The organism is Capnocytophaga sp. G1920, assembly GCF_051417515.1.
In genome coordinates this window covers 362,639-386,117 of record NZ_JBPRKH010000001.1, presented here as the reverse complement: position 1 = coordinate 386,117, position 23,479 = coordinate 362,639, and the positions used below count along the sequence as shown (strand labels likewise).

At 39.5% G+C, this 23,479-nt stretch carries 19 protein-coding genes and 4 tRNA genes; 14 read left to right on the top strand and 9 right to left on the bottom strand.

What is annotated here, in order from left to right; all coding sequences use genetic code 11:
* Nucleotides 1-110 precede the first annotated feature (110 nt).
* The gene (locus ACSQ7D_RS01840) at nucleotides 111-290 is read right to left on the bottom strand and encodes a hypothetical protein (RefSeq protein ID WP_437135166.1); all 180 of its coding nucleotides are present in this window, start codon (nucleotides 288-290) and stop codon (nucleotides 111-113) included.
* A gap of 401 nt (nucleotides 291-691) precedes the next feature.
* Between ACSQ7D_RS01840 and ACSQ7D_RS01835 the strand changes: the two genes are divergently transcribed.
* The 5 genes from ACSQ7D_RS01835 to ACSQ7D_RS01815 all read left to right on the top strand — a co-directional run bounded on the left by ACSQ7D_RS01835 (nucleotide 692) and on the right by ACSQ7D_RS01815 (nucleotide 5,345).
* Nucleotides 692-1,645, top strand: coding sequence for a phosphoribosylaminoimidazolesuccinocarboxamide synthase (locus ACSQ7D_RS01835; RefSeq protein WP_437135165.1), 954 nt, complete (start codon nucleotides 692-694; stop codon nucleotides 1,643-1,645).
* An 89-nt stretch (nucleotides 1,646-1,734) separates the two neighbouring features.
* Entirely contained in the window at nucleotides 1,735-2,862 is a 1,128-nt protein-coding gene (gene folK, locus ACSQ7D_RS01830; protein WP_437135164.1) for a 2-amino-4-hydroxy-6-hydroxymethyldihydropteridine diphosphokinase, read from the top strand.
* A gap of 254 nt (nucleotides 2,863-3,116) precedes the next feature.
* The gene (gene panB / locus ACSQ7D_RS01825; RefSeq protein WP_002671148.1) at nucleotides 3,117-3,935 is read left to right on the top strand and encodes a 3-methyl-2-oxobutanoate hydroxymethyltransferase; all 819 of its coding nucleotides are present in this window, start codon (nucleotides 3,117-3,119) and stop codon (nucleotides 3,933-3,935) included.
* A complete protein-coding gene (locus ACSQ7D_RS01820; RefSeq protein WP_437135163.1) occupies nucleotides 3,935-4,786 on the top strand; it encodes a YoaK family protein in 852 nt (283 codons plus the stop codon). Before panB ends, ACSQ7D_RS01820 begins: the two co-directional genes overlap by 1 nt.
* Entirely contained in the window at nucleotides 4,698-5,345 is a 648-nt protein-coding gene (locus ACSQ7D_RS01815; RefSeq protein WP_437135178.1) for an RluA family pseudouridine synthase, read from the top strand. Before ACSQ7D_RS01820 ends, ACSQ7D_RS01815 begins: the two co-directional genes overlap by 89 nt.
* Before the next feature lie 27 nt (nucleotides 5,346-5,372).
* Here ACSQ7D_RS01815 and ACSQ7D_RS01810 read toward each other — a convergent pair whose 3' ends face one another.
* Nucleotides 5,373-5,885, bottom strand: coding sequence for a shikimate kinase (locus ACSQ7D_RS01810; RefSeq protein WP_437135162.1), 513 nt, complete (start codon nucleotides 5,883-5,885; stop codon nucleotides 5,373-5,375).
* Nucleotides 5,886-6,024: 139 nt separating this feature from the next.
* Here ACSQ7D_RS01810 and ACSQ7D_RS01805 point away from each other — a divergent pair.
* From ACSQ7D_RS01805 to ACSQ7D_RS01790, 4 genes are all read left to right on the top strand, one after another.
* Nucleotides 6,025-6,097: transfer RNA gene (locus ACSQ7D_RS01805), tRNA-Lys, on the top strand.
* Nucleotides 6,098-6,133: 36 nt separating this feature from the next.
* Nucleotides 6,134-6,206: transfer RNA gene (locus ACSQ7D_RS01800), tRNA-Lys, on the top strand.
* Nucleotides 6,207-6,241: 35 nt separating this feature from the next.
* Nucleotides 6,242-6,314: transfer RNA gene (locus ACSQ7D_RS01795), tRNA-Lys, on the top strand.
* An 11-nt stretch (nucleotides 6,315-6,325) separates the two neighbouring features.
* Nucleotides 6,326-6,409, top strand: a tRNA-Leu gene (locus ACSQ7D_RS01790).
* A gap of 66 nt (nucleotides 6,410-6,475) precedes the next feature.
* On the opposite strand, the gene ACSQ7D_RS01785 is transcribed toward ACSQ7D_RS01790, so the two are convergent.
* The 4 genes from ACSQ7D_RS01785 to ACSQ7D_RS01770 are packed head-to-tail and all read right to left on the bottom strand — an operon-like array spanning nucleotide 6,476 to nucleotide 11,029.
* Nucleotides 6,476-7,228 (bottom strand): tetratricopeptide repeat protein, encoded by a 753-nt coding sequence (locus tag ACSQ7D_RS01785; RefSeq protein WP_437135161.1) that lies wholly within the window; start codon nucleotides 7,226-7,228, stop codon nucleotides 6,476-6,478.
* Nucleotides 7,229-7,232: 4 nt separating this feature from the next.
* Nucleotides 7,233-8,987 carry a BatD family protein gene (locus ACSQ7D_RS01780; protein ID WP_437135160.1) on the bottom strand — a complete coding sequence of 585 codons (1,755 nt, stop codon included), beginning with the start codon at nucleotides 8,985-8,987 and terminating at the stop codon, nucleotides 7,233-7,235.
* A 47-nt stretch (nucleotides 8,988-9,034) separates the two neighbouring features.
* A complete protein-coding gene (locus ACSQ7D_RS01775) occupies nucleotides 9,035-9,925 on the bottom strand; it encodes a tetratricopeptide repeat protein (RefSeq protein ID WP_015782634.1) in 891 nt (296 codons plus the stop codon).
* A gap of 60 nt (nucleotides 9,926-9,985) precedes the next feature.
* Nucleotides 9,986-11,029, bottom strand: a complete 1,044-nt coding sequence (locus ACSQ7D_RS01770) for a VWA domain-containing protein (RefSeq protein WP_009420658.1) — start codon at nucleotides 11,027-11,029, stop codon at nucleotides 9,986-9,988.
* Nucleotides 11,030-11,816: 787 nt separating this feature from the next.
* Here ACSQ7D_RS01770 and ACSQ7D_RS01765 point away from each other — a divergent pair.
* From ACSQ7D_RS01765 to ACSQ7D_RS01745, 5 genes are all read left to right on the top strand, one after another.
* A complete protein-coding gene (locus ACSQ7D_RS01765; protein ID WP_002671135.1) occupies nucleotides 11,817-12,068 on the top strand; it encodes a type B 50S ribosomal protein L31 in 252 nt (83 codons plus the stop codon).
* A 43-nt stretch (nucleotides 12,069-12,111) separates the two neighbouring features.
* Nucleotides 12,112-15,660 (top strand): AAA family ATPase, encoded by a 3,549-nt coding sequence (locus tag ACSQ7D_RS01760; protein ID WP_437135159.1) that lies wholly within the window; start codon nucleotides 12,112-12,114, stop codon nucleotides 15,658-15,660.
* A 2-nt stretch (nucleotides 15,661-15,662) separates the two neighbouring features.
* Nucleotides 15,663-16,199 carry a DUF488 domain-containing protein gene (locus tag ACSQ7D_RS01755; RefSeq protein WP_437135158.1) on the top strand — a complete coding sequence of 179 codons (537 nt, stop codon included), beginning with the start codon at nucleotides 15,663-15,665 and terminating at the stop codon, nucleotides 16,197-16,199.
* Nucleotides 16,200-16,284: 85 nt separating this feature from the next.
* The gene (locus tag ACSQ7D_RS01750) at nucleotides 16,285-17,382 is read left to right on the top strand and encodes a Nif3-like dinuclear metal center hexameric protein (RefSeq protein ID WP_437135157.1); all 1,098 of its coding nucleotides are present in this window, start codon (nucleotides 16,285-16,287) and stop codon (nucleotides 17,380-17,382) included.
* Nucleotides 17,383-17,384: 2 nt separating this feature from the next.
* Nucleotides 17,385-18,170, top strand: a complete 786-nt coding sequence (locus ACSQ7D_RS01745; protein ID WP_437135156.1) for a zinc ribbon domain-containing protein — start codon at nucleotides 17,385-17,387, stop codon at nucleotides 18,168-18,170.
* A gap of 80 nt (nucleotides 18,171-18,250) precedes the next feature.
* On the opposite strand, the gene proS is transcribed toward ACSQ7D_RS01745, so the two are convergent.
* Genes proS through ACSQ7D_RS01730 form a run of 3 tightly spaced genes read right to left on the bottom strand, consistent with a single transcriptional unit; the run spans nucleotide 18,251 to nucleotide 23,426 of the window.
* Nucleotides 18,251-19,729: a proline--tRNA ligase gene (proS, locus tag ACSQ7D_RS01740; protein ID WP_437135155.1), complete on the bottom strand. Its 1,479-nt coding sequence runs from the start codon at nucleotides 19,727-19,729 to the stop codon at nucleotides 18,251-18,253.
* Between the two features lie 7 nt (nucleotides 19,730-19,736).
* Entirely contained in the window at nucleotides 19,737-21,395 is a 1,659-nt protein-coding gene (locus tag ACSQ7D_RS01735; RefSeq protein WP_437135154.1) for a S41 family peptidase, read from the bottom strand.
* Between the two features lie 9 nt (nucleotides 21,396-21,404).
* The gene (locus ACSQ7D_RS01730) at nucleotides 21,405-23,426 is read right to left on the bottom strand and encodes a cytochrome c biogenesis protein CcdA (RefSeq protein ID WP_437135153.1); all 2,022 of its coding nucleotides are present in this window, start codon (nucleotides 23,424-23,426) and stop codon (nucleotides 21,405-21,407) included.
* Nucleotides 23,427-23,479: the final 53 nt, after the last annotated feature.

Sequence of the window (23,479 nt, the reverse complement as noted above, 5' to 3'; positions counted from 1 at the left end):
GCCTGCCCTGCTACGACTGCCCGTGTGGCTCGCATCGTCTTTTGTATGAACTTTGCCTAAGTTTCAAACATTGCCAAAGTTGAACTCCACTAATAACCTTCTTTTTATCTCTATCTTAGATTCGTCTTACCTTCATCGTAGGTTCGTTTTCTGTTCGTCATTCCTTCGTCTTTTGTTCGTTGTAGAGCCACTGTAGACCCACTGTAGAGCCACTGTGGAGCCACTGTAGAGCCACTGTAGAGCCACTGTAGAGCCACTGTAGAGCCACTGTAGAGCCACTGTAGACCCACTCATCATTCGATTATCCCATAAACTTTGTATAATCCTCTCCCAATTTCACCATTAACCATTCACCATTAATCATTCACCATTAATCATTAACCATTAATCATTAATCATTAATCATTAACCATTAATCATTAATCATTAACCATTAATCATTAACCATTAATCATTAACCATTAATCATTAACCATTAATCATTAACCATTAATCATTAACCATTAATCATTAACCATTAATCATTAACCATTAATCATTAACCATTTGCTAATTTTCTGATTTTTATTTCGCATTTCTGGTATTTAAGGTATTACAATTTCTTCACTCATTTTTTTCATAATTCGTAATCCGTAATTCGTAATTATTTTTTACCTTTGCACCGAGAAGAGATTTTTAACCATTTACAGAAATGAATACTATAACAAAAACAAACTTTAAATTCCCTAAACAAAAATCCGTTTACAGAGGGAAAGTGCGTGATGTGTATCAACTTAAAGATGATACCCTCATTATGATTGCTACCGACCGTATTTCGGCTTTCGATACCATTCTACCCAAAGGTATTCCTTACAAAGGTCAGATATTAAATCAAATGGCTGTAAGTTTCTTGCAACAAACTGAAGATATTGTACCTAATTGGCTTATTGCTTCTCCTGACCCTAATGTTTCTATTGGTCAAGTGTGCGAACCACTAAAAGTGGAAATGGTCATTCGCGGTTATCTTGCAGGGCACTCGGCTCGTCTCTACAAAAATGGCGTGCGCAAACTATCGGGCGTCCCCTTACCAGAAGGCTTGCGAGAGTTCGATATGTTCCCACAACATCCCATTATTACTCCGGCTACCAAAGCCGAACAAGGCTTGCACGACGAAGATATTTCCCGTGAAGACCTCATTCGCAAAGGAATTGTAAGCGAGGAAGACTATCGATTGATGGAAAAATACACCTACGCACTCTTTGCTCGCGGTACTGAAATCGCCTCTAAACACGGACTCATCTTGGTAGATACTAAATACGAATTCGGTAAAACTCGCGATGGCGAAATAGTGCTCATCGACGAAATTCACACCCCCGATTCCTCTCGTTATTTCTATAAAGAAGGCTATGACGAACGACAAGAAAACGGTGAACCCCAAATACAACTCTCCAAGGAGTTCGTACGCCAGTGGCTCATTTCGAAGGGCTTTCAAGGTGAAAAAGGGCAAAAAGTACCTACGATGACTGATAAGTATGTACAATCCGTTTCTGAGCGTTATATAGAGCTCTACGAGAATATTATGGGTGAGAAATTCCTCCCCGCCGATACTTCCGATATAGAGAACCGCATCTACGACAACATAATGCGATTTTTGCAGAATCGATAATCAATGAAAAAAGGTCGCTTTTGCGTCCTATACTTTGCCAAAGTTGAATAGCGCTCGTTAATTGTTAATTGTCAATTGTCAATTGTTAATTGAACCACGATGTCTACATATCATTAGGAAGTAACTTAGGAAATCGTAAAGCTTACCTGCAACAAGCCATTGAAGGCATTGCGATGCGGGTGGGTACTATTGTCGATATAGCCCCTATCTACGAAACACCCTCGTGGGGTTTTTCGGGGGAAGCTTTCCTAAACACCTGCTTGCTATGTCGTACCTTTCTATCACCTGAGGAAGTATTAGTACAGTTCTTGCAAATAGAACAAGAACTCGGGCGAGAGCGTATGCCTCATTCCAAAGGCTACCAATCACGCACTATCGACCTCGATATTCTTTTCTACGACGATAAAGTTATTAATACCGAAGTGCTCACCGTGCCTCATCCTCTCTTGCACCGCCGTAAGTTTGTGCTGAAACCTTTAGCAAATATCGACGATCTCAAAGTACACCCTGTACTCAAAAAAACGGTTGCCGAACTCCTCCGCACTACCGATGATACTTCACCCGTGCAACGTCTTACCGACCAGCTGTCGTTTCCTGCACAAAAATCGCCTTTCTTGAATTATAAGTACATTGCTATTGAGGGAAATATAGGTTCTGGAAAGACCACTTTGGCGACTAAAATAGCCGAAGATTTCAATGCAAAGCTCATCTTAGAGCAGTTTTCTGATAATCCTTTCCTGCCTAAATTCTACGAGAATCCCAAACAATACGGTTTTACGTTGGAGATGTCGTTCCTTACTGAACGCTACCAGCAAATGTGTGAACAGTTGGCACAAATGGACTTGTTCAAGGAGTTCGTCGTCTCCGATTATGATATCTTCAAATCACTTATCTTTTCTAAGGTAACTCTTACCGATGATGAATTTGTGTTGTACCGCAAACTCTTCTATATTCTCTATAGCCAAATCATCAAACCCGATTTGTATGTATTCCTCTATCAAAATACCGACCGTCTTATTGAAAATATCAAGAAACGTGGTAGAACATATGAGCAAAACATTTCTCCCGATTATCTGAAAAAGATACACTATGGCTATTTAGATTTCATACAGAAGAATACCGCTATGAATTCTCTTATCATTGATGTAACCGACCTCGATTTTGTAAAACACTACACTCATTACGAGTATATTATAGAAAAGATACGCGAGAATTAATTTTCAGTATGTACTTTGCCAAAGTTTTAAATTTTGGCAAAGTTGAATAACTTTTATTTTGATAAATCTACTCTAAAAATACGGTTTTCTATGCATTATAAGTATCCAAATGAAGAAACACAATATGGTTTATACCAATTGGATAGTTTATAAAAGAGTAGACAAAATACTATTTCTCCTAATTAGCTAATTCACAAATTAGCTAATTTGTCAATTATTCGTATCTTTGCCCCCGATTTTTAAACTACAACAAAATGTCAGCAGTTAGAAAAGAATACAAACGAGTAACTACCAAATCGGTAGTAGAGATGAAAGCCAATGGCGAAAAGATTTCAATGCTTACCGCCTACGATTATACATTTGCTAAGCTATTAGATAGTGCCGGTATCGATGTGCTATTGGTAGGCGACTCCGCTAGTAATGTAATGGCAGGTCACGAAACTACCCTCCCTATCACCTTAGACCAAATGATTTATCACGCCTCATCAGTAGTACGTGGGGTGAGTCGCGCCCTTATAGTGGTAGATTTGCCTTTTGGTACTTACCAATCCGACCCTAAAAAGGCGTTGCGCTCAGCTATTAGAATAATGAAAGAAAGTGGGGCTCACGCAATTAAATTGGAGGGAGGTAAAGAGGAAGCCGAGAGCATCAAGCGCATTGTAAATGCGGGTATTCCGGTAATGGGACACTTGGGGCTCACTCCTCAATCTATTCACCAGTTTGGTTCATTCGCTTTGCGTGCTAAAGAAGAAGCCGAAGCCCAAAAACTCAAAGAAGATGCTAAGTTATTAGAACAATTGGGTTGTTTTGCTATTGTATTAGAGAAAATACCTGCTACATTAGCTGAAGAAGTAGCCAAGAGTGTGCATATTCCCATTATAGGGATTGGGGCTGGTAGTGCAGTAGACGGACAAGTATTGGTGATGCAGGATATGCTCGGTATGAGCAATGAATTCCAACCTCGTTTCTTGCGCAAATATGCTAATTTGCAAGAAGTGATTACTAATGCCGTATCGCATTACATCGAAGACGTAAAAAGCGTCGATTTTCCTAACGAAAAAGAACAGTATTAATGTTCCGTCATCAAGGTAAAAAACGTACCGCCAAACATAATCTACAAATAGCCGTAGTGCTCTCATTCGTCGCAGGAATGGTGAACGTTACCGGCTTTTTGTTTGTGGGTAAACTTACCACCAATGTTACGGGACATTTTGCATATTTTATCTATGATGTGTCGGTAGCTGAGTTTTGGAAAGGGCTCATTTACTTTCTCTACATCTTCGCTTTCCTCATAGGTTCCTTCACTTCGGGCTTGCTCATCGAGAATGCTAATTATCATCGCACTCAGAACAAGTATCTCAAGCCTACACTCTTGGAGTGTTTAGCTTTGTTATCGGTAGTAGGGTTACACGCTTTTTCTTCCAATGATATTTCCGCCGATGTTACTGCTTGTATCTTGCTCTTTGCAATGGGCTTGCAGAATGCTTTTGTGACTAAAATCTCTAACTCGGTAGTGCGCACTACCCACCTTACAGGTCTTTTCACCGATTTAGGTATCGAACTTGCCCAAAGAATTTACCTTAATCGTAATCACTACGAGCAGCAACACACGCATTTGAGAAACACCATTCGTCTGCGACTATTTATCATTGCGTTCTTCTTTCTAGGGGGATTTAGTGCGGGGTATTTTTATATTGAACGAGGTTTTTCAATATATACTCTGCTCATTTCGGTAGCCATTCTTCTCTTAGGTCTTTTCTACGACGGAATGCGCTTTTTCTATTTCACTAATAAACGACATTATGAAACTTATCACAAACGCCGAAAACGTAGACGTGCTTTACGAAGACAATCACGTTATCGCCGTAAACAAGCGAGTAGGCGACATAGTTCAGGGCGACAAGACGGGGGACACTCCGCTTAGCGATATTGTCAAACAATACCTTAAACAAAAATATAACAAACCTGGGGAGGTATTCCTTGGGGTAGTACATCGCTTAGATCGCCCTACTACGGGAGTGGTGCTCTTTGCCAAAACCTCTAAAGCTCTCGCACGCCTCAATACGATGTTTGCTAATAAACAGGAAGTACAGAAAACCTATTGGGCGTTAGTAGATGCAAAACCTCCTGTCGAGGAAGATACACTTACCCATTGGTTGGTACGTAATGAAAAACAAAACAAGTCAGTAGCATATAATAAAGAAATGCAGCATAGCAAGAAAGCGGTATTGCATTATAAGTTATTGAAATCTTATGAACGTTATTACCTATTAGAAATCGACCTTATTACGGGGCGTCATCACCAGATAAGAGCACAATTAGCTGCCATAGGATTGTATATCAAAGGAGACCTGAAGTACGGCGCTAAACGTTCCAATCCCGATGGTGGTATCTGTCTTCACGCTTATAGCTTAAGCTTTGTTCACCCTGTAAAGAAAGAGCCTATTAAGATTATTGCAGAAGCCCCTTTCTCTTTCTTGTAGTTAATTGCTAATTCGTATAGCTTAGAGTCATAAAATTTTTACAATTTCATTTATACTTTCTTCTTCAGTAAGATTATCCATAGGGATAATATAGTTAGCTTGCATATAAAAAGGGTTGCGTTCAAACAGATGTTTGCGAATAAAATCCTCTAAATCAGCATCATTAATTTCAGAGAGTAGAGGACGATGCGGTTTTTCTTTAATAAGGCGTTGGGCTAAGGTTTTAGGTTGGTATTTTAGATAAATAGATAAGGAAGTAGCTTGTTTTATTAAAGCCATATTATTGCCAAAGCACGGTGTTCCTCCTCCTAAGGATAATATAAAGTCTTCTTCTTTTTGTAATAACTCCTTTAAATAAAGAGTTTCTTTTTTTCGGAAATAAATCTCTCCTTTACTACTAAAAATCTCTTGTACTGATAGCTTTTCACTTTCAGCAATATAAGAATCAAGGTCAATAAAAGGAATGTTTTTAAGGTGAGCTATAGCTTGTCCAAGAGTAGTTTTACCGCTTCCCATATAGCCAAGTAAAATTATTTTCATATATAAGGTATTGTATAATAGATGTTTGAAATGTAATGCTAAAAATAAAGTGCAAAAATAATACTTTTTTTCTTGTTACATAAGAAATTTGTTATATCTTTGCACCCGCAAAACAATAAAGACACCGAATTGTTATAATGACTCGGTAGCTCAGCTGGTAGAGCACGACACTCTTAATGTTGGGGTCCAGGGTTCGATCCCCTGCCGGGTCACAAGGGTTATACAATTTGTTTTTTTTATTTTTAAGGGACTTGGTAGCTCAGTTGGTAGAGCACAACACTTTTAATGTTGGGGTCCTGGGTTCGAGCCCCAGCCAGGTCACAAGGGTTATACAATTTGTTTTTTTATTTTTAAGGGACTTGGTAGCTCAGTTGGTAGAGCACAACACTTTTAATGTTGGGGTCCTGGGTTCGAGCCCCAGCCAGGTCACAAACACGTAAGCCTACGTGGAGAAATTGGTAGACTCGCCATCTTGAGGGGGTGGTGCTCGTTAGGGCGTGCTGGTTCGAATCCAGTCGTAGGCACAAAAAGATAAGACTACTTTATTGATAAAGTAGTCTTTTTTATTGTCTATATTTATATTTTTTTAATTATAGTACTTTTAAAGCACTTTCTTTAGTCCACCCTATTTTTCCATTAGCTAAACGAATTTTTATCCAGTCATTATTCTTTTCTATAATTTCTACTTTAGTACCTTCGTGAAGCTGCACTACTTCATTGCTATAAGAATTGGCTTCAGAAAATACCCGTACCGTTTTATCGAATAAGATAGCGTATTTTTCACCGTCTACTTGCCTTTTGTGAAAATCGGCGATGAAATAAGTGCCTACTGCTACTGCTACTGATATGAACATCAAGGTGAAAAAGAGCCGTTTGAGGGCAGTTTGTTCTAAAAAGTAGTAACAAAAGAAACTCAATACAAATACTATTACTCCTATTATAGAGAGCACTGCCCACGTTTGCAAGCTAAACAAACCTGTAATAGCATCGGAGAGCTGGCGTAACCATGTTTTAGGTAGGGGTGTAATAGCATCTACCTTCATTTGGTTTGCCAATAGGAGTCCGTTTTTAGCTTGTTGGTTTTTGGGGTTTAGCTGGAGCGCTTTCTCATAATAATAGATACTTTCAGGCACGTGATTCAGTTTGTAATAAGTATTTGCTAAATTATAGTACAAAGCTGATGATTCTTTACCAGACTTCAAAATTGATTTGTATTGGTCAATTGCATTTTGGTACTCTCCTTGGTCGTAATATTGGGTTGCTTTCTCGAAAGGATTTTCGTTAGTTTGAGAGAAAACAGAGAAAGAGAGCAACAGCAAGAGTGATATGATGTTGTTTTTCATTTTATTACTTGTTTTTCACTTGTTTGTCGAGGGTAGAGATTACTTGTACTGCCTCGCTAAAATCTTTTTCCATAGAAGCATTGGTGTGATGCTGAGAGTAGCGTGCCATTTCGCAATTAGCGAGTAATGCCATAAACTGAGCTACAGTAGCTTCAGTAGCTTTTCGGCTGAGCAATAGTTCAGTGATTTTATCTTTGCTCATTTCAGCTGTTTCAATTTTTAATTTGGCTTTTAAGTAATTGTGCAAGGCGCGTTCTAACGCTTCGTAGAAAGTACCTTTATCACTTAATTTACGTTTAGCTTCTCCTAGATATTTCTTCGCTAATCTATTGGCTACTCTTACTTTATTACCTTCGATATCTCCGGCTCTTTGCATTTTGATATGCCACCAGATAAGTACAATAGGGATAAGAAGCAAAGGCAAGAACAGCCATAAATAGTAAGCTGTAGAACCAAAGAATACGGGTTGGTGCATTGGCTGAAGGTCAGCATTGGTTTGAAGACCTTCTGGTTTTAAAGGAATGTTATTACTATTAGCCGTGTCATTAGGCTGGTTTTCGGCTGTAGGACCTTCGGTTACATCTATCCAAATATCTTCGGTTTTTACAGTTTCATATTTCTGAGTATTAGGGTTGAAATACGAGAAAGAGAGTCCTGAAATAGGATATTTCCCTTTGTATTCAGGAACGATAGTATAGGTTTGCTCTAAGCGTCCTTTCATTCCGTTAAGAGAAGTGTTGATGTCTTCTTTTTGTTCGGGAGCATACACTTCTAACGATGATGGGAAAGTAGGCTTAGGTAAATCAAACAGTTTAAAATTGCCATTACCTGATACTTCTATTTTTAGTTGAGTACTTTCATTAGCTTTGAGTGTTTGTTTTGTAGTATTTACGGAAAAAGAGAAGTTACCGACTGCTCCTGAGAAGTTTTCGGGTTTCCCTTCCTCAGGCAAGGGTTTTATGTTTAAAACACGACTGCCAGAGCTTACTTTGCGTGATATTTCTTCATAGAAAGGGCGTCCAAAGAAGTCTCGTTGTCCTGTAGGAGCATTGATAATAGCTTCTACAGACAGAGGTTCGAGAGTGATAGCACCTGTTTTTTGAGGGTAAAGCACTATTCTTTTTACTACAATACAACGGTAGGAACGACCTTGATAAGAGCAATTTTCTACCTCATAATTTTGCAGACGTATATCTTGACTCCAGAAGTTAGGGTATTTTGGTACATCTAACAAACGCAGGTTACTAAGAGATATTTCTCCTCCTACATAAAGCCGATATACCACACTTACAGCTTCGTTAAGGTATGGGTTGGGCTTTGAAACTTCGGCAAGAAGGAATAGGTTTTCACGTGCAATATCGTTAGTATTTCTGTCTATTGAGGGAGTTTTTACTGCCTCGGTAACAGTGATAGCTATGGGGTTTGTTTTATATGTTCTACCGTCAATTTCTATACTTGCTTGTCCTATGGTAAACTTACCTTTGGCAGTAGGTTGGAGAATGTAAATATAAGTTTTGGAGAAACTACTTACTCCATTAATCCACGATCTTGAAACCGATTGCGAAGGTCCCATTACTATGGTAAAACCGTGAAAGTTAGGCGGAGTAAAGTTATCGCCGTCTTTATTCATAGAGAACTCTATGCGCAAGCGTTCGTTAGCCCCTAATTGATTTTTACTCACTTCGGCTTTGAACTCTACTTGTTGTGCATAGAGACTTTGGATTAAGAAAGTTATAAAGAATATTATCTTGTATTTCATTTTAGCTTTTACTTATTAAAAGGGCGAATAGCCATTCGTCCCTACTACTACCAATCTTTTTCAGTTTTAGCGCGTTGACCTTTTACTTTTTGGGCGTTAATTTTCTCTTGGGTTTTGCGCTCTTCGTTGTTCATTGCCTCCAAGATACGCTCCATTTGTTGTGGCGAAAGAGAAGAGGGACGTTGTTCACCTTGTCCTTGTCCGCTTTGGTTTTTATTCTGCTGGTTGTTTTGGTTAGGGTCTTTTTGGTCGTCGCCCTTGTCTTTGTTTTTATCCTGTTTATCGCCTTGATCTTTTTTATTATCTTTATTGTCTTTGTTGTCCTGATTATTCTTGTTGTCTTGGTTTTTATTCTGGTTATTTTGGTTCTGTTGATTATTTTGATTATTCTGATTTTGCTGGTTCTGTTGATTGTTTTGGTTTTGTTGGTTGTTTTTATCTTTATTGTTTTTGTTGTTTTGAGGTGGAGGTGGGTTTTGTTTAAGCATTTCTTTGGCTACTGCCAAATTGTAACGGGTTTCTTCATCTTTAGGATTATGACGCAAGGCTTCTTTATAAGAGAGCACCGCCTTTTCGTACTCTTTGTTCTTCATAAAGGCATTGCCTAAATTGTGGAAAGCCTTGTGTTTTTCTTCTTCAGTTATCTTATCGGAGGTTGAGGCGTTTTTAAGTCGGGAGAAAGCCTCGTCATAACTCTTTTGTTGATAGTACATCGTACCGAGATTATACTGTGCAGTAGCGTTGTTTTTATCTTCGGCTATTGCTTTGCGATATTCTACTTCGGCTTGTACGGGTTTATCGCCTTTGAGAGCGGTGTTGCCCTCGTACGTATATTTTTTAGAGTTGGCAATTGCTTTTTGCGCCTCTTTTTCGGCTTTGGTTTGTGCAAAAGCAGAGAGGGATAGTAAGGATAATGTTATGTATAGAACGTTTTTCATAGTAGATTGTTTGTTTTCAACTTTGCCAAAGTTTTAAACTTTGGCAAAGTTCGGGACGCACTATTTGTCTTTTTCTTTTTCGTTGAATAGATTCAATTTCTTTACCCATTGGGTTTTGCGTTCAAAGATAGCGAGGTCTAAGATGAGCAAGAGCAAAGCTCCGCCTAAAAACCACTGAAATTGGTCTTTGAAATCTACGAACTTTTGGGTATCGAACTGACTTTTTTCAGTACCGTCTAATATCTTGTTAATTTGGCTTACTACTTTTTGGGTATTATCGCCGTCGAGGTATTCACCTCCTGCATTGATGGCTATCTGTTGCAAGAGTTCGCGGTTGAGTTTGGTAATTACTACCTCGCCATTGCGGTCGCGCTTATACGTTTGTTCGCCTTCGTCTTTAATAGGGATAGGAGCGCCTTTTTCGGTGCCGATACCTATGGTGTAGATATGTACTCCTTTTTCTTGTGCTTCGGTAGCGATTTCGGTAGCACCCATTTCGTGGTCTTCGCCATCGGTGAGGATAAAGAGCAAGCGCGCGGTGGGAGTATTCTCATCGAAATAGTTGCTTGCCATACGTATTGCTTCCTGAATGGCAGTTCCCTGAGAGGAAAGCATATCGGTGTTCATACCTTGTAGAAACATCTTAGCGGCAGAATGGTCGGTAGTGAGAGCGAGCTGAGGATAAGCGCTAGCTGCATAAGCTACGATACCTACACGGTCGCCTTTTAGCTGACTAATGGTTTCGAAAGCGATGCGTTTTGCCTTTTCCAAACGATTGGGGGCTACATCTTCGGCAAGCATACTTTTAGAGACATCAATAGCAAAGACGATATCTACCCCTTCGCGTTTTACGGTTTCAATTTTTGTACCTATCTTGGGGTTAGCGAGGGCGATGCTCAGTAGCACAAGCACTACTGCCAAGACACTCCATTTCACCCAGAGTTTGAATCGCGAACGGTCAGGAGCTAAACGCCTAAGGGCAGGGGAGGAGGCAAATTGTCTTTGCAACCGACGTTTGCGAAGCATTGAAAGGGCAAAGATGATGAATAGCGGGATGAGTACCGCTATGAGCCAAAGATATATTTTTTCGTCGATATGAATCATAATTAGTTAAAAGATAAGAGTTAAGAGTTAAAAGTCGCAAAGGCTTTTATTATTAACTTTTAATTCATAGCTGTTAATCAAATACTGCGCCAAAACGATGCAAAGATACAAAATAATTTATAAAATTAGAAAATGAGAGAATTAGGAAATTAGAAAATGAGGAAATTAGAAAATTAGAAAATGGGGTGCGAGCTACAAGAAACGCGCCAGCGGAGGGTTTGTCAGTTTATTCAACTTTGCCAAAGTTTCAAACTTTGGCAAAGTGTGTACCGCAAAAGCGATGTGTTGGAACTATTAGGAGATTTCGGAAGGAAACGGAATAGTTCGGAAGTGGGTCGAGAGGGATTTTAGTGAAAAAAGGGTGTAAGGAGGGTGGGGTTAGCTTATAGAGAGCTTATAGGAAGCTTATACGAATCTTGGACGATTGGTATAGAAAGGGTATATAAAAAGTTGATTCATAATATAATACAACAACGCTAAAAATGTTAAAAACGGGGTTTCGAGGCGAAAGAAAGAGGAAGAGGTGCTAGGCCATAGGCCATAGGCACTAGGGGGGAGTATGACGGAAACTTCTCGCTGGCTATCCTCAAAGGGGGAGATGCAATACAAAAGCGACAATTGAGACTTTGATGAATCTTAGGGGATTGTTATACAAAGGCTGTTGGAGCATTTAATAATCAGTGAATTATATTTTAAGGTTTTAGATTTTAATTATTTAGTTTGTCAATTCGAAAAATAGTTGTACCTTTGCGCCCTGAAAAAATTACGTAATAAAATTAGCATTGCAATGAAAAAAGAAATTCACCCAGAATCTTACCGTTTGGTGGCTTTCAAAGATATGTCGAACGACGATATCTTCATCACAAAGTCTACCGTAGAGACAAAAGAGACTATTGAAGTAGAAGGGGTTGAGTATCCATTAGTAAAATTAGAGATTTCTCGCACTTCGCACCCTTACTACACTGGTAAATCTAAACTTATCGACACAGCCGGACGTATTGATAAGTTTAAAAACAAATACGCTAAGTTCCAAAAATAACATAGCAACTTTTAAAAACCTCCTCACGGAGGTTTTTTTTCTTATGAAAATACTTTCGGTCTCTCTTCATAATATCGCTTCTATAGAAGGTCCCTTTACGCTTAATTTGGAAGCTGAACCCCTTAAATCGGTGGGGTTATTTGCTATTACAGGAGCGACAGGGGCAGGCAAATCTACCATTTTAGATGCTATTTGCCTTGCGCTTTATAACGATACCCCTCGCTTGGCAACTACAAAAAACTCGGTTGCTATTGCTGACGGCTCGGCTGAGGTGCAGGTGAATAATGTGAAGAACCTCTTGCGCAAAGGGGCGATTTCGGGCTATGCCAAAGTGGTATTTCAGGCGGTAGACGGCAAGACTTATGAAGCGGAATGGCAGGTACGCAGAGCCTATAACAAACTTTCGGGGGCAATTCAGCCTGAAACTTTGCAACTTACTTGCCTGACGGATAACCAACTGATTGCTGAGAACCGCAAGACATTGGTGCTCGAAAAGATAAAGGAATGCGTAGGCTTGACTTTTGACGAGTTTACCAAATCGGTGATTTTGGCACAAGGAGACTTTACGTCGTTCTTAAAAGCGAATGATGATAAGCGGTCGGATATCTTAGAAAAACTCACAGGTACGGAGATTTATACGCGCATTTCTAAGCAAGTGTACGAACTCAACAAGCAACATAAAAACGAACTCCAACTTTTAGAAAAACAGCTCGAAAACATTGTTTTTTTAACGGAAGAAGAGCGCAGTGCCTTAACCGAGCAACTTACAGCCGATGAAGAGAGGTTAAAAACCTTACAAGCATCGCTCGCTTCTTTAAAAGAACAACAACAGTGGTTTGACAATCAGAAGTTGTACACTCAGCAATGGCAAGAGGCTGTTGCCAATAAAGAAAAAGCCGAACAAGAGAAAACCTCGCAAGCGGAACGTTTTGGAGAGCTTGCCATCATAGAGCAATTACAAGCCATAAAAGGGGATATCCTCACCGAGCAAAGGGAAAAAGAACTATTAGCAACCGCTCAGCAACATTTGAAGGAAGATACTACTGAAAAAGAAAGGCTTACTGCTGATAAGGCTAAGATATCCGAGCGAAAATCGCTAACCGAAAACGATTTGGCTACTGCCAAAAAGGCTTATGAAACTGCCAAACCTGTTATTGCCAAAGCAAAGGAATTGGACGTACGACTTGCAGAACTAACGCAGATTTTTGAGCAAAAACAGCAACAACAAGAGGCGAAAGAGACTGCTTTGCAAGCTAAAAAAGAGTCGCTTGAAAAAGTAACTGAACACATACAGAAAGGGGAGAGGTACATTCAGCAAGAAGAACAGTGGCTCAACACTCACCCTGATGAAGCGCAGTTGTACCGCAATGCGTTGTGGCTCAAACAGCTTGTGGAAGAACAGCAACAACTCAATGAAAAACTAACCGCCCATAGCCAAGCAGAAGAACGCCTTACGCAACAACTCAATGAGCTGAAAGCACAATACCCTATACAGGCACTCCCTTCAACTGATATGGAGACGCTTGCCAAACAGCAGAAGGCCTATCTCACCGCCCTGCAAGTGTATCAGGCGGATAGAGAGATTGCCAAACATATCAAGCAATATACCGACGCAAAGGTTCAGGGAGAAGCGCTCTTACAAGAGATGCAAAACACCCAAAGTCAAATATTGGAAACATTGCAACGTTTAAAAACAGAGAAGATAGCCACCCAAATAGCTTGTGATACAGCGGAACGCATTTACCAAAGGGCACAAATAGAAAATACCAAAGATGTAGCGTTTTTGAGAGAACATTTGGTGGAAGGAGAAGCCTGCCCCGTATGTGGTTCGGTACACCACCCCAATGCTCATAAGGCAGTGGCTGAACACCTGATAGATACAGTACAACAAGAGTTTCTAACGGCTAAAAAACAATTAGAAACGCTTACCAAAGAGGTTATCACCAAAGAAACGGAGCTCAAAGAACTGCAAAAGCGTATAGAGAGTCAGACAGCAGAAAACACAGAACGTACGGATTTATGGCAACAAGAGAGCGAACGCTTGTCGCAATCGGTGTATTATACGACCTATCCTTCTGTGAAAATAGAAGAATATATCACGGATAAGATAGCAAAAACAGAACATCTTTTAGCGGAAAACGAGCGTCTTTTTGAAGTGCTTAACCAACTCAAATCACTCACCGATGAGCTGAATACCCTTGCGAAAGACGCTGAAAATTACGAGCAACAACGGCAAAAATACAGTCAGCAATTACAGAGCTTACAACTTTCGGACGCTTGGATTATCCTTTGGAAAACCGATATTGTGCAATTTCAAAACCAAATTACCACTGCTAAAACCGACTGGGAAGCGCATTCGGCTTGTATCGAAAAATACAAAAAGCGCCTTGCTGAACTCACCCAAGAGCGCACCGAGCTCGCCTCCTCACAACAAGTACTCCGTCAGGAGCTCACCGAATTGACAGTGGCAATCGATAAAGAGCAAGCACAATTGCAAACGCTAAAAGAAGAACGTGCGGGATTGTTAGAAGGAAAATCGGTTCAAGTAATAGAAGAGAGTTACCAACAGCAGTTAGAGCAATTAACAACTCTTTTAGAGCAAACGCAACAGCAATATAACGCTATTTTATTAGAGATGACGGCTAACGAAAAAACCTTAGAGACCTTAGCGATGCAACAACAGCAATCGCAAGCTCATATAGCCGAAGCAACTCACAAAATAGAAGAATGGCTTACAGCCTATAAGCCTGCTCAAATAGAGCATATAAGAAGGAAAATGCAAGAGTGGGCGAATCGTTCTCACGAATGGCTACAATCAGAGCGCCAAGCCCTTCAATCCTTAAATGACCGCATTGCACAATACAATACCATTGCGAATGAAAAACAGCAAGCGCTTGAAACACTAAAAGAAAAAAGACCACTCAACTTTACAGAAGAAGATATCGTCCAACAGTTGGCAGAACAGACAGCAGAAGAAGATACCTTGCGCGATACGGTAGTCACTCAAAAGAGTCGGCTTTTAAATGATGAGCAACAGCGAGCAACAGCAGTTGAGTTGCATACAGCCAAAGAAGAAAAGGAAAAACTCGCTCATCGCTGGAGCTTACTCAACGACCTGATAGGAAGTAGTACAGGTAATGCCTTTCGCAAATACGCACAAGAATACACTTTGGATATGCTCTTGCAATATGCTAATGTGCAGATGCGCTACCTCAATAGGCGCTACACCCTGCAACGCATTCCCAATTCTCTTAGTCTGCAAGTGATAGACAACGATATGGGAGCTGAGGTACGCTCGGTATACTCACTTTCAGGAGGAGAATCGTTTTTGGTGTCCTTGGCTTTAGCTTTGGCACTTTCGTCTCTTTCATCTACTAAAATGAACGTAGAGACCCTCTTTATAGACGAAGGTTTTGGTTCTTTAGACTCTGAGACACTTTCAGTAGCCTTAGATGCCTTAGAGAGTTTGCAAAATCAAGGGAAGAAAGTGGGAGTTATCTCTCACGTGCAGGAGATGGTAGAGCGTATTGCTGTGAAAGTAGTGGTACAAAAGGAAGGCAATGGAAAGAGTAAGATAGTGGTTAGTAATTGATTATGAAGAGAATATATACTATAGGACATTCTACACATACATTGGAAGAATTTATAGAGATGTTACAATCGTTTGAGATACAACATTTAGTTGATATCAGAGGGTTACCAGGCTCTAACAAATATCCGCAATTTAATAAAGAAAACTTAGAGGTAGTATTACCCGAAATTGGGATAGCCTATACCCATCTCACGTTATTAGGTGGTAGACGTAAAGTACATAAAGATTCTAAGAATACTCGTTGGCATAACGAGTCTTTCCGAGCTTATGCTGATTATATGGAGACTTATGATTTTGAAAAAGGTATTGCTCAACTCATTACTATAGCTGAAAAAGAAACTACTGCTTATATGTGTGCAGAGGCTGTTTGGTGGCGTTGTCATAGGTCGATGGTATCAGATTATTTGAAAGCCAAGGGGTGGCAAGTAAATCATATTATGGCAATAGGTAAGGAAGAACCTCATAGATACACCGCTCCTGCTCGTATTATAGGAGACAGAGTAGTGTATTACGATGATGGAGAGATTTTAAATCTCTAACACAATAAATCAGATATAGAAAAAGATTAGAGAAAATCTTTATTAAAAGAACTGTGAAAAAGTATGTAAACATTAAAATAATACAATGAAAGTAAAAGACATAACTAAAGTTCTAGAAACTCTTGCACCGCTTGATTATGCTGAGAGTTTTGACAATGTAGGCTTATTGGTAGGTGATGCCAATGCCGAAGTGACAGGAGTGCTCATCACCTTAGATACATTAGAAGCTGTGGTAGAAGAAGCTATTGAAAAGAATTGTAATCTCATTGTTAGTTTCCACCCGATTATCTTCAGTGGGCTTAAATCGCTTACAGGGAAGACCTATGTGGAACGAGTAGTGATGAAAGCGATTCGACACCAAATAGCTATTTATAGTATGCATACGGCTTTAGACAATCAGCTGTTAGGAGTGAATGCTTCTATTGCTGACCGTTTAGGATTACACAATCGCTCCATACTTATTCCACAGCCTAATGTTATTAGAAAACTTATTACCTATGTTCCAAAAGCTAATGCTGAAAAGCTACGTAAAGCACTCTTCGAAGCAGGAGCGGGGAATATTGGCAACTATGCGGAATGCAGTTTCAATCTTGAAGGGAAAGGCACTTATAAGGGCAATGAATCTTCGCGCCCAACTATTGGTGAACCCAATGTATTTCACACAGAAGATGAAACACAAGTAGGAGTTATTTTTCCCAAGCACTTACAATCTCAAATCCTAAAAACACTTCGCCAAAATCACCCCTATGAAGAGGTGGCTTATGAGATATATATACTCGAAAACGAGCACCAACATATAGGAATGGGTATGATAGGGGAGTTTGAAACCCCGATGAGTGAGGCAGATTTCCTTGTTTATTTAAAAGAAAAAATGGAGGCAAGCTGTATTAGGTATTCAGCATTCAGGGGAAAAGAAGTGAAAAAAGTAGCTGTATTGGGAGGAAGTGGAGCTTTTGCAGTAGAAGATGCTAAGCGAGCAGGAGCAGATGTTTTTGTGAGTGCAGACTTTAAATACCACGATTTTTTCAGGGCTGAGGGGAAAATATTATTAGCAGATATAGGTCATTTTGAAAGTGAACAATACATAAAATTTATTTTATTTGAGTATCTTTCAAAAAAAATTCCTACTTTTGCCCTCTCAATATCAAATGTAGATACAAATCCTATCAAATATTATTCATAGATATGGCACAAAAAGTGGATATAACCGTAGAAGAAAAATTAAGAGCATTGTATGATTTACAGCTTATCGATTCTAAGATTGATGAGTTACAAAACACTCGTGGTGAGCTTCCGTTAGAAGTTTCAGACCTTGAAGATGAGGTAGAGGGTTTAAAAAAACGTCACGTAAAGTTTAAAGAAGAGTTAGACGAATTGCAGGCAGGAATTGCTGAGAAGAAGGCAAAAATTGAAGAGGCAAAAGCCCTTATCAAAAAATATACTACCCAGCAAAAAAATGTACGTAACAATCGTGAATATATTTCTCTTTCTAAAGAGATAGAATTTCAAGAGTTAGAAGTACAGTTGGCAGAAAAACGCATTAAAGAAGGTAAAGCGCAAGTAGACCAAAAGAAAGAGGCTATCAAACAAGTAGATGAGCGCAAAGCCCAACGTGATGCGCACCTCAAGCACAAAAAAGCTGAACTTGATTCTGTTTTGGCAGAAACTGAGAAAGAGGAGGAATTTTTAAGAGAAAAAGCAGAAGAGTATGCGGCTAAAATTGAAGAGCGTTTGCTAAAAGCCTATCAACGCATTCGCAGTAGTGTGATGAACCGTTTAGCAATAGTGCCAATTCAGCGTGGAGCATCTGGAGGTTCTTTCTTTGCTATTCCGCCACAAGTACAAGTAGAAATTGCTTCTCGTAGAAAGATTATTACTGATGAACACAGTGGAAGAATCTTGGTAGATGCAGCTTTAGCTGAAGAAGAAAGAGAAAAGATGGAAACTTTGTTTAAAAGTTTTAAATCTTAGAGATAAGTAATGAGGAAACTAATTATATTAAGAAAAATGAGTCCAGCAATCACTGGACTCATTTTGTTTTTATTTAATATTTAATAAGCTTTAGCAAATAACACTCGCTTGTTTGAAGGCTTGCCTGAGTAGATGCAAGACCCTGATTCTTCCTTGATATCCAAAGGTATACAACGTATAGTTGCTTTGGTTTCTTCTTTGATACGCTCTTCTGTTTCGGGAGTGCCATCCCAGTGGGCTGAGAGAAAACCTCCTTTAGTTTCTAGCAATTCCTTGAACTCATCATAGCTGTTTACCTCGGTAATATGGGTATTGCGGTACTCCAAAGCTTTGTTGTATATATTAGTTTGAATATCTTCCAAAAGCTGCTGGATATGTGCTACGATTTGGTTGCCTGCTACAGTTTCTTTGGTAAGGGTATCGCGACGGGCTACTTCAAAGGTGTTATTTTCTATGTCGCGTTGCCCTACGGCTAAGCGCACGGGAACGCCTTTGAGTTCGTACTCGTGAAACTTGAACCCTGGCGATTGGGTATCGCGATCGTCGAATTTTACGCTAATACTACATTTTTTAAGTTCTTCTACTAAAGGTTGTATGTGTGTGCGCACTTTTTCTAATTGTTCTGCTCCTTTGTAGATAGGCACGATTACCACTTGTATAGGAGCTAATTTAGGAGGAAGTACTAATCCGTTGTCATCGCTGTGGGTCATAATGAGTGCTCCCATCAAGCGAGTAGAGACACCCCAAGAGCTCGCCCATACGTACTCTTGTTTACCTTCTTTGCTCACATATTTCACGTCAAAGGCTTTGGCAAAATTCTGACCTAAGAAGTGTGATGTTCCTGCTTGCAGTGCTTTTCCGTCTTGCATAAGGGCTTCTATACAGTAGGTATCATCAGCCCCTGCAAAGCGTTCGCTTTCACTTTTTACACCTTTTATTACAGGCACAGCCATAAAGTTCTCTACGAAGTTGGCGTATGCGTTCATCATCTTTTGAGCTTCTTCTATGGCTTCCTCTTTTGTAGCGTGAGCGGTATGTCCCTCCTGCCATAAAAACTCAGCAGTGCGCAAAAACAAGCGGGTACGCATCTCCCAGCGCACTACATTTGCCCATTGGTTGATGAGTATAGGCAAATCACGGTAAGACTGTATCCAGTTTTTGTAGGTGTTCCAAATAATCGCCTCTGAGGTAGGACGAACTATCAGTTCTTCTTCGAGTTTTGCTTCGGGGTCTACCATTAGTTTACCCTTTTCATTAGGGTCGGCTTTAAGACGATAGTGGGTTACTACGGCACATTCTTTAGCAAAACCTTCAGCATTCTTTTCCTCTGCTTCAAAATAACTTTTGGGTACAAATAAAGGAAAATAAGCATTGGTGTGACCAGTTTCTTTAAACATACGGTCGAGCTCTGCTTGCATTTTTTCCCAAATAGCATAGCCGTAAGGTTTGATTACCATACAGCCACGCACGCCTGAACTTTCGGCTAAATCGGCTTTTACAACCAATTCATTATACCATTTAGAATAGTCTTCACTGCGTGATGTTAAATTCTTGCTCATAAATTTTTTAAACTCTTTTTATAGGTTTTTTGGCTTTTCTCCTTACCACTTTAGTAGGATTTTCAGTGCCATTTTTAGGGTGTTTTTGTTTGTAGTAGTGTAGACAGCTTTCTATGTAAAAATCTCCTTGATTCCTGATAAGCCCTGCTACATTATCGTTAAACCATATCTCAGCTAAGTTAGCTTTTAGATATTTTGATATATCATTGCTGTTTCGTTTGAAATCTATGTTGATTTTACGCTCTTTTAAAAACTTTGAAAAGGCGTTGAGCATTTCTTTGGGCACTTTGTATCCCCCTATGAAATAAGACTTTTGTGGCTTATGGTTTTGAGAAGGGTGACTATCTAAATATTCAAACAAAAAGAAGTTCGTAAGTCCTGAGTTTAGCACTTCATTTACCATATAGGTTTCCGGTTTCATATCTATCGGTACATATACATCAGGGTAGATACCACCACCACCATACACTACTTTTCCTTTAGGAGTTGTAAACTTTAAAGAATCGGGGACTGTAGCATTATCTATTTGGAAGCTTCTGCGCTGGTGACGCAAGTTGTAGGGCTTTTGTATAGAGCGTCCTGTTGGAGTGTAGTAGCGAGCGGTAGTAAGGCGTACTGCCGAACCATCAGGTAGAGGCATTTCGCTTTGTACTAATCCCTTGCCGAAAGTTCTACGTCCTACTATCACACCTCTATCGTTATCCTGTAAAGCTCCTGCTACAATTTCACTAGCTGAGGCGCTATTTTCATTAACAAGTACAAATATAGGTTTATTTTCGAATAACCCACCAGCAGTAGAATAGGTTTCTTCTATTTCTTTGCGATTATTTTTGGTAAATACAATCATCTTATCCTTTGCTAAGAACTCATCGGCTATCTGAATTCCTACATTGAGAAAGCCACCAGAATTATTACGCAAATCTAGAATTAAACTGTTAATACCTTCTTTTTCTAAAGCTTTAAGTGCTGAGTCAAATTCGTCATTAGTAGTTTCGGCAAACCTATTCATACGTATATAGCCTAAAGTATCATTTACTTTGTAAAAACAATCAATACTTTTAATAGGAATAAACTTTCGCTCAATACCTATCTTAAAAAGACTATCTTTACTTTTTCGGTAAATAGTTAAATCTACTTTTGACCCCATTTCTCCTTTGAGAATATTTTTGATTTTATCAGTATTTAAGTGCTTTTTAAACAAGGTGTCTTTCCCTGCTATTAAAATACGGTCACCAAAACGAATACCTTTGTGCATTGCATCACTTCCCTCAATAGGTTTGATTACAGCAATGGTATCTTTGTACATATAAAAGCTAATGCCCACACCTACGAACTTACCACTCATCGTTTCGGCTACCTCTTGGATATCACTTTTAGAGATATAAGTGGAGTGAGGATCTAACTTGCGCAAAATACTGTTTATTGTGAGGTCTACAATACTATCGGTATTTACTTTATCTACATAGTCCTCTTCTATATAATCGATAAGTCTGTTTAATTTCACTTTATAAGGATTCTCTTGCACCGTATCTATATCAGTAATAGGCATAGGTATAGGTGGAGGAGGCTTGGGAATGTAGAAATTCGCAAGCTGTCTTCCTAAAACAAGCCCTAATGCTAAACTTAAGCCTATAAATATGGGGAGTATGTAGTGTTTGTTTTTCATCAAATAATTTTATTTACCAAAGGCAGTAATCCCCTGTTTTATCCATTTGTAAAACTCATCGGGGTCATCGGTATCAAGGGTATATCCTATTGGGTCTACTAAGTTCTCTCCTTGGAGATTCATCAGCACGTAAAAGGGTTGTGTATTGGCTTTGTAATGGAGGGTTTGGAACTCACTCCATTTTTGTCCAATGGTTTTTATCATCTTGCCTTCTCTAATTTGTGAAGGTCTCACTTCGCTTTCGGGCAACGGACGTTTATCGTCTACGTACAAGGAAATCAATACTACCTCATTTCTAAGAGCGTCGAGCACTTGGGGATTAGGCCATACGTTTTGCTCCATTTTACGGCAGTTCACACAAGACCAACCAGTAAAGTCTAATAATACGGGTTTGTTCACTTGTTTGGCGTAAGCTAATCCTTTTTCATAATCATCAAAAGTAACGATATTGTGAGGTTTGAACAAGTGCGCTCCTTCAGGAAGAGTACCTTCATCTACACTAGCACTACCTCCCCCAGCTGTATAGCCTACACCATAAGGTGATTCGCTGTAATGTTGAGGAGGAGGGAAAGCATTGATAAGGTTGAGCGGTGCCCCCCATAAACCTGGAATCATATAAACGGTAAAACTAAGGGTTAGTAACCCTAATAGCAATCGACCTACAGAAATGCGATCGGTAGCATCGTCGTGAGGTAAACGTATTTTTCCAAAAAGGTAGAGTGATAAGGCTCCAAAAACTGTAATCCAAATAGCGATAAATACTTCGCGTTCTATCCAATGGTATTGCAATACCAAATCGGCATTAGAAAGGAATTTGAACGCTAACGCTAATTCTAAAAATCCTAACACCACTTTCACAGTGTTCATCCAGCCACCTGATTTAGGCAAGGAGTTTAACCAGCCTGGAAAGGCAGCGAACAAGGCAAAAGGTAAGGCAATTGCCAATGAGAAACCTAACATCCCTATAATAGGGGCAATTCCACCTTCGGAAGCAGCTTGTACTAACAAAGTACCCACAATAGGGCCTGTACAAGAGAAAGATACTATTGCCAAAGCTAATGCCATAAAGAAGATACCTATAAAACCGCTGCGGTCGGCTTGAGCATCAACTTTGGTACTCCACGAGCTGGGCAAAGTAATTTCGAACGCTCCTAAGAATGAAATAGCGAATACTACCAATATCAAGAAAAAGATGAGGTTGAACCAGAAATTACTTGCTAAAGCATTCAAGGCATCTGCACCAAAGATAGCAGTAATAGCTGAGCCCAACAATACGTAAATCACAATGATAGAAATACCATAGATCACAGCATTCTTCACACCTTTAGCTTTAGTTTTACTCTGTTTGGTAAAATAACTCACCGTCATAGGAATCATTGGGAATACACAAGGAGTGAGCAAGGCGGCAAAACCTGAAAGGAAAGATATAAAGAATATTGCCCACAGACCTTGACGTGAGATAGGGGTAGTAGTAGGAGCTTTTGCTGTTGTAGTTTGACTTACACTAGTTGTAGGAACTGGATTATTTCCGTCGGTATTATTACCAAAAGTAAACTGAGGAGTTACCACTTTGCTTGCAACGGGAGCTCCCGAAAAGAAAAACTCTAAATCTACTGTGTCAGGAGGCAAACAGTTGCTATCGTCACAGCTCATAAACTCTACCGTTGCTTTTATAGAAGCTATAGATTTTACTATTTTGATGCGTTGTTTGAACACAGCTTGATTGTGAAAATAAGCAATTTCCATATCAAAAACCTTGTCGTGTTTTTGTATAGGTTTACTTTCTTCGGTTTTACCTATAAGCTCGAAGTTTGTACTTTTTTCAAAGGCAAAGGAAGTAGGAATAGGTCCTTTGGGCGGAATGTTTTGTGCGTAGAGCTTCCAGCCTGCCTCAATGGAAGCTGTTGCTACCAAATAATATTCGTTATCGCTGATTTTTTCAACCGCTGTTTTCCATTTTACAGGGTTGTGTATCTGAGCGTTTGCTATTGCAACAAGTACTACGAATATCAGTGTTATTATTTTCTTCATTCGTTATTGAGTTTATGAGTGATAAATTTTAGAGTGCAAAATTACAACAAAAT

Excerpts from the sequence above, each read along its gene's own strand:
- ACSQ7D_RS01835 (WP_437135165.1), top strand. The coding sequence starts at position 692 with ATGAATACTATAACAAAAACAAACTTTAAATTCCCTAAACAAAAATCC.
- panB (WP_002671148.1), top strand. The coding sequence starts at position 3,117 with ATGTCAGCAGTTAGAAAAGAATACAAACGAGTAACTACCAAATCGGTA.
- ACSQ7D_RS01820 (WP_437135163.1), top strand. The coding sequence starts at position 3,935 with ATGTTCCGTCATCAAGGTAAAAAACGTACCGCCAAACATAATCTACAA.
- ACSQ7D_RS01810 (WP_437135162.1), bottom strand. The coding sequence starts at position 5,885 with ATGAAAATAATTTTACTTGGCTATATGGGAAGCGGTAAAACTACTCTT.
- ACSQ7D_RS01785 (WP_437135161.1), bottom strand. The coding sequence starts at position 7,228 with ATGAAAAACAACATCATATCACTCTTGCTGTTGCTCTCTTTCTCTGTT.
- ACSQ7D_RS01780 (WP_437135160.1), bottom strand. The coding sequence starts at position 8,987 with ATGAAATACAAGATAATATTCTTTATAACTTTCTTAATCCAAAGTCTC.
- ACSQ7D_RS01775 (WP_015782634.1), bottom strand. The coding sequence starts at position 9,925 with ATGAAAAACGTTCTATACATAACATTATCCTTACTATCCCTCTCTGCT.
- ACSQ7D_RS01770 (WP_009420658.1), bottom strand. The coding sequence starts at position 11,029 with ATGATTCATATCGACGAAAAAATATATCTTTGGCTCATAGCGGTACTC.
- ACSQ7D_RS01765 (WP_002671135.1), top strand. The coding sequence starts at position 11,817 with ATGAAAAAAGAAATTCACCCAGAATCTTACCGTTTGGTGGCTTTCAAA.
- ACSQ7D_RS01760 (WP_437135159.1), top strand. The coding sequence starts at position 12,112 with ATGAAAATACTTTCGGTCTCTCTTCATAATATCGCTTCTATAGAAGGT.
- ACSQ7D_RS01755 (WP_437135158.1), top strand. The coding sequence starts at position 15,663 with ATGAAGAGAATATATACTATAGGACATTCTACACATACATTGGAAGAA.
- ACSQ7D_RS01750 (WP_437135157.1), top strand. The coding sequence starts at position 16,285 with ATGAAAGTAAAAGACATAACTAAAGTTCTAGAAACTCTTGCACCGCTT.
- ACSQ7D_RS01745 (WP_437135156.1), top strand. The coding sequence starts at position 17,385 with ATGGCACAAAAAGTGGATATAACCGTAGAAGAAAAATTAAGAGCATTG.
- proS (WP_437135155.1), bottom strand. The coding sequence starts at position 19,729 with ATGAGCAAGAATTTAACATCACGCAGTGAAGACTATTCTAAATGGTAT.
- ACSQ7D_RS01735 (WP_437135154.1), bottom strand. The coding sequence starts at position 21,395 with ATGAAAAACAAACACTACATACTCCCCATATTTATAGGCTTAAGTTTA.
- ACSQ7D_RS01730 (WP_437135153.1), bottom strand. The coding sequence starts at position 23,426 with ATGAAGAAAATAATAACACTGATATTCGTAGTACTTGTTGCAATAGCA.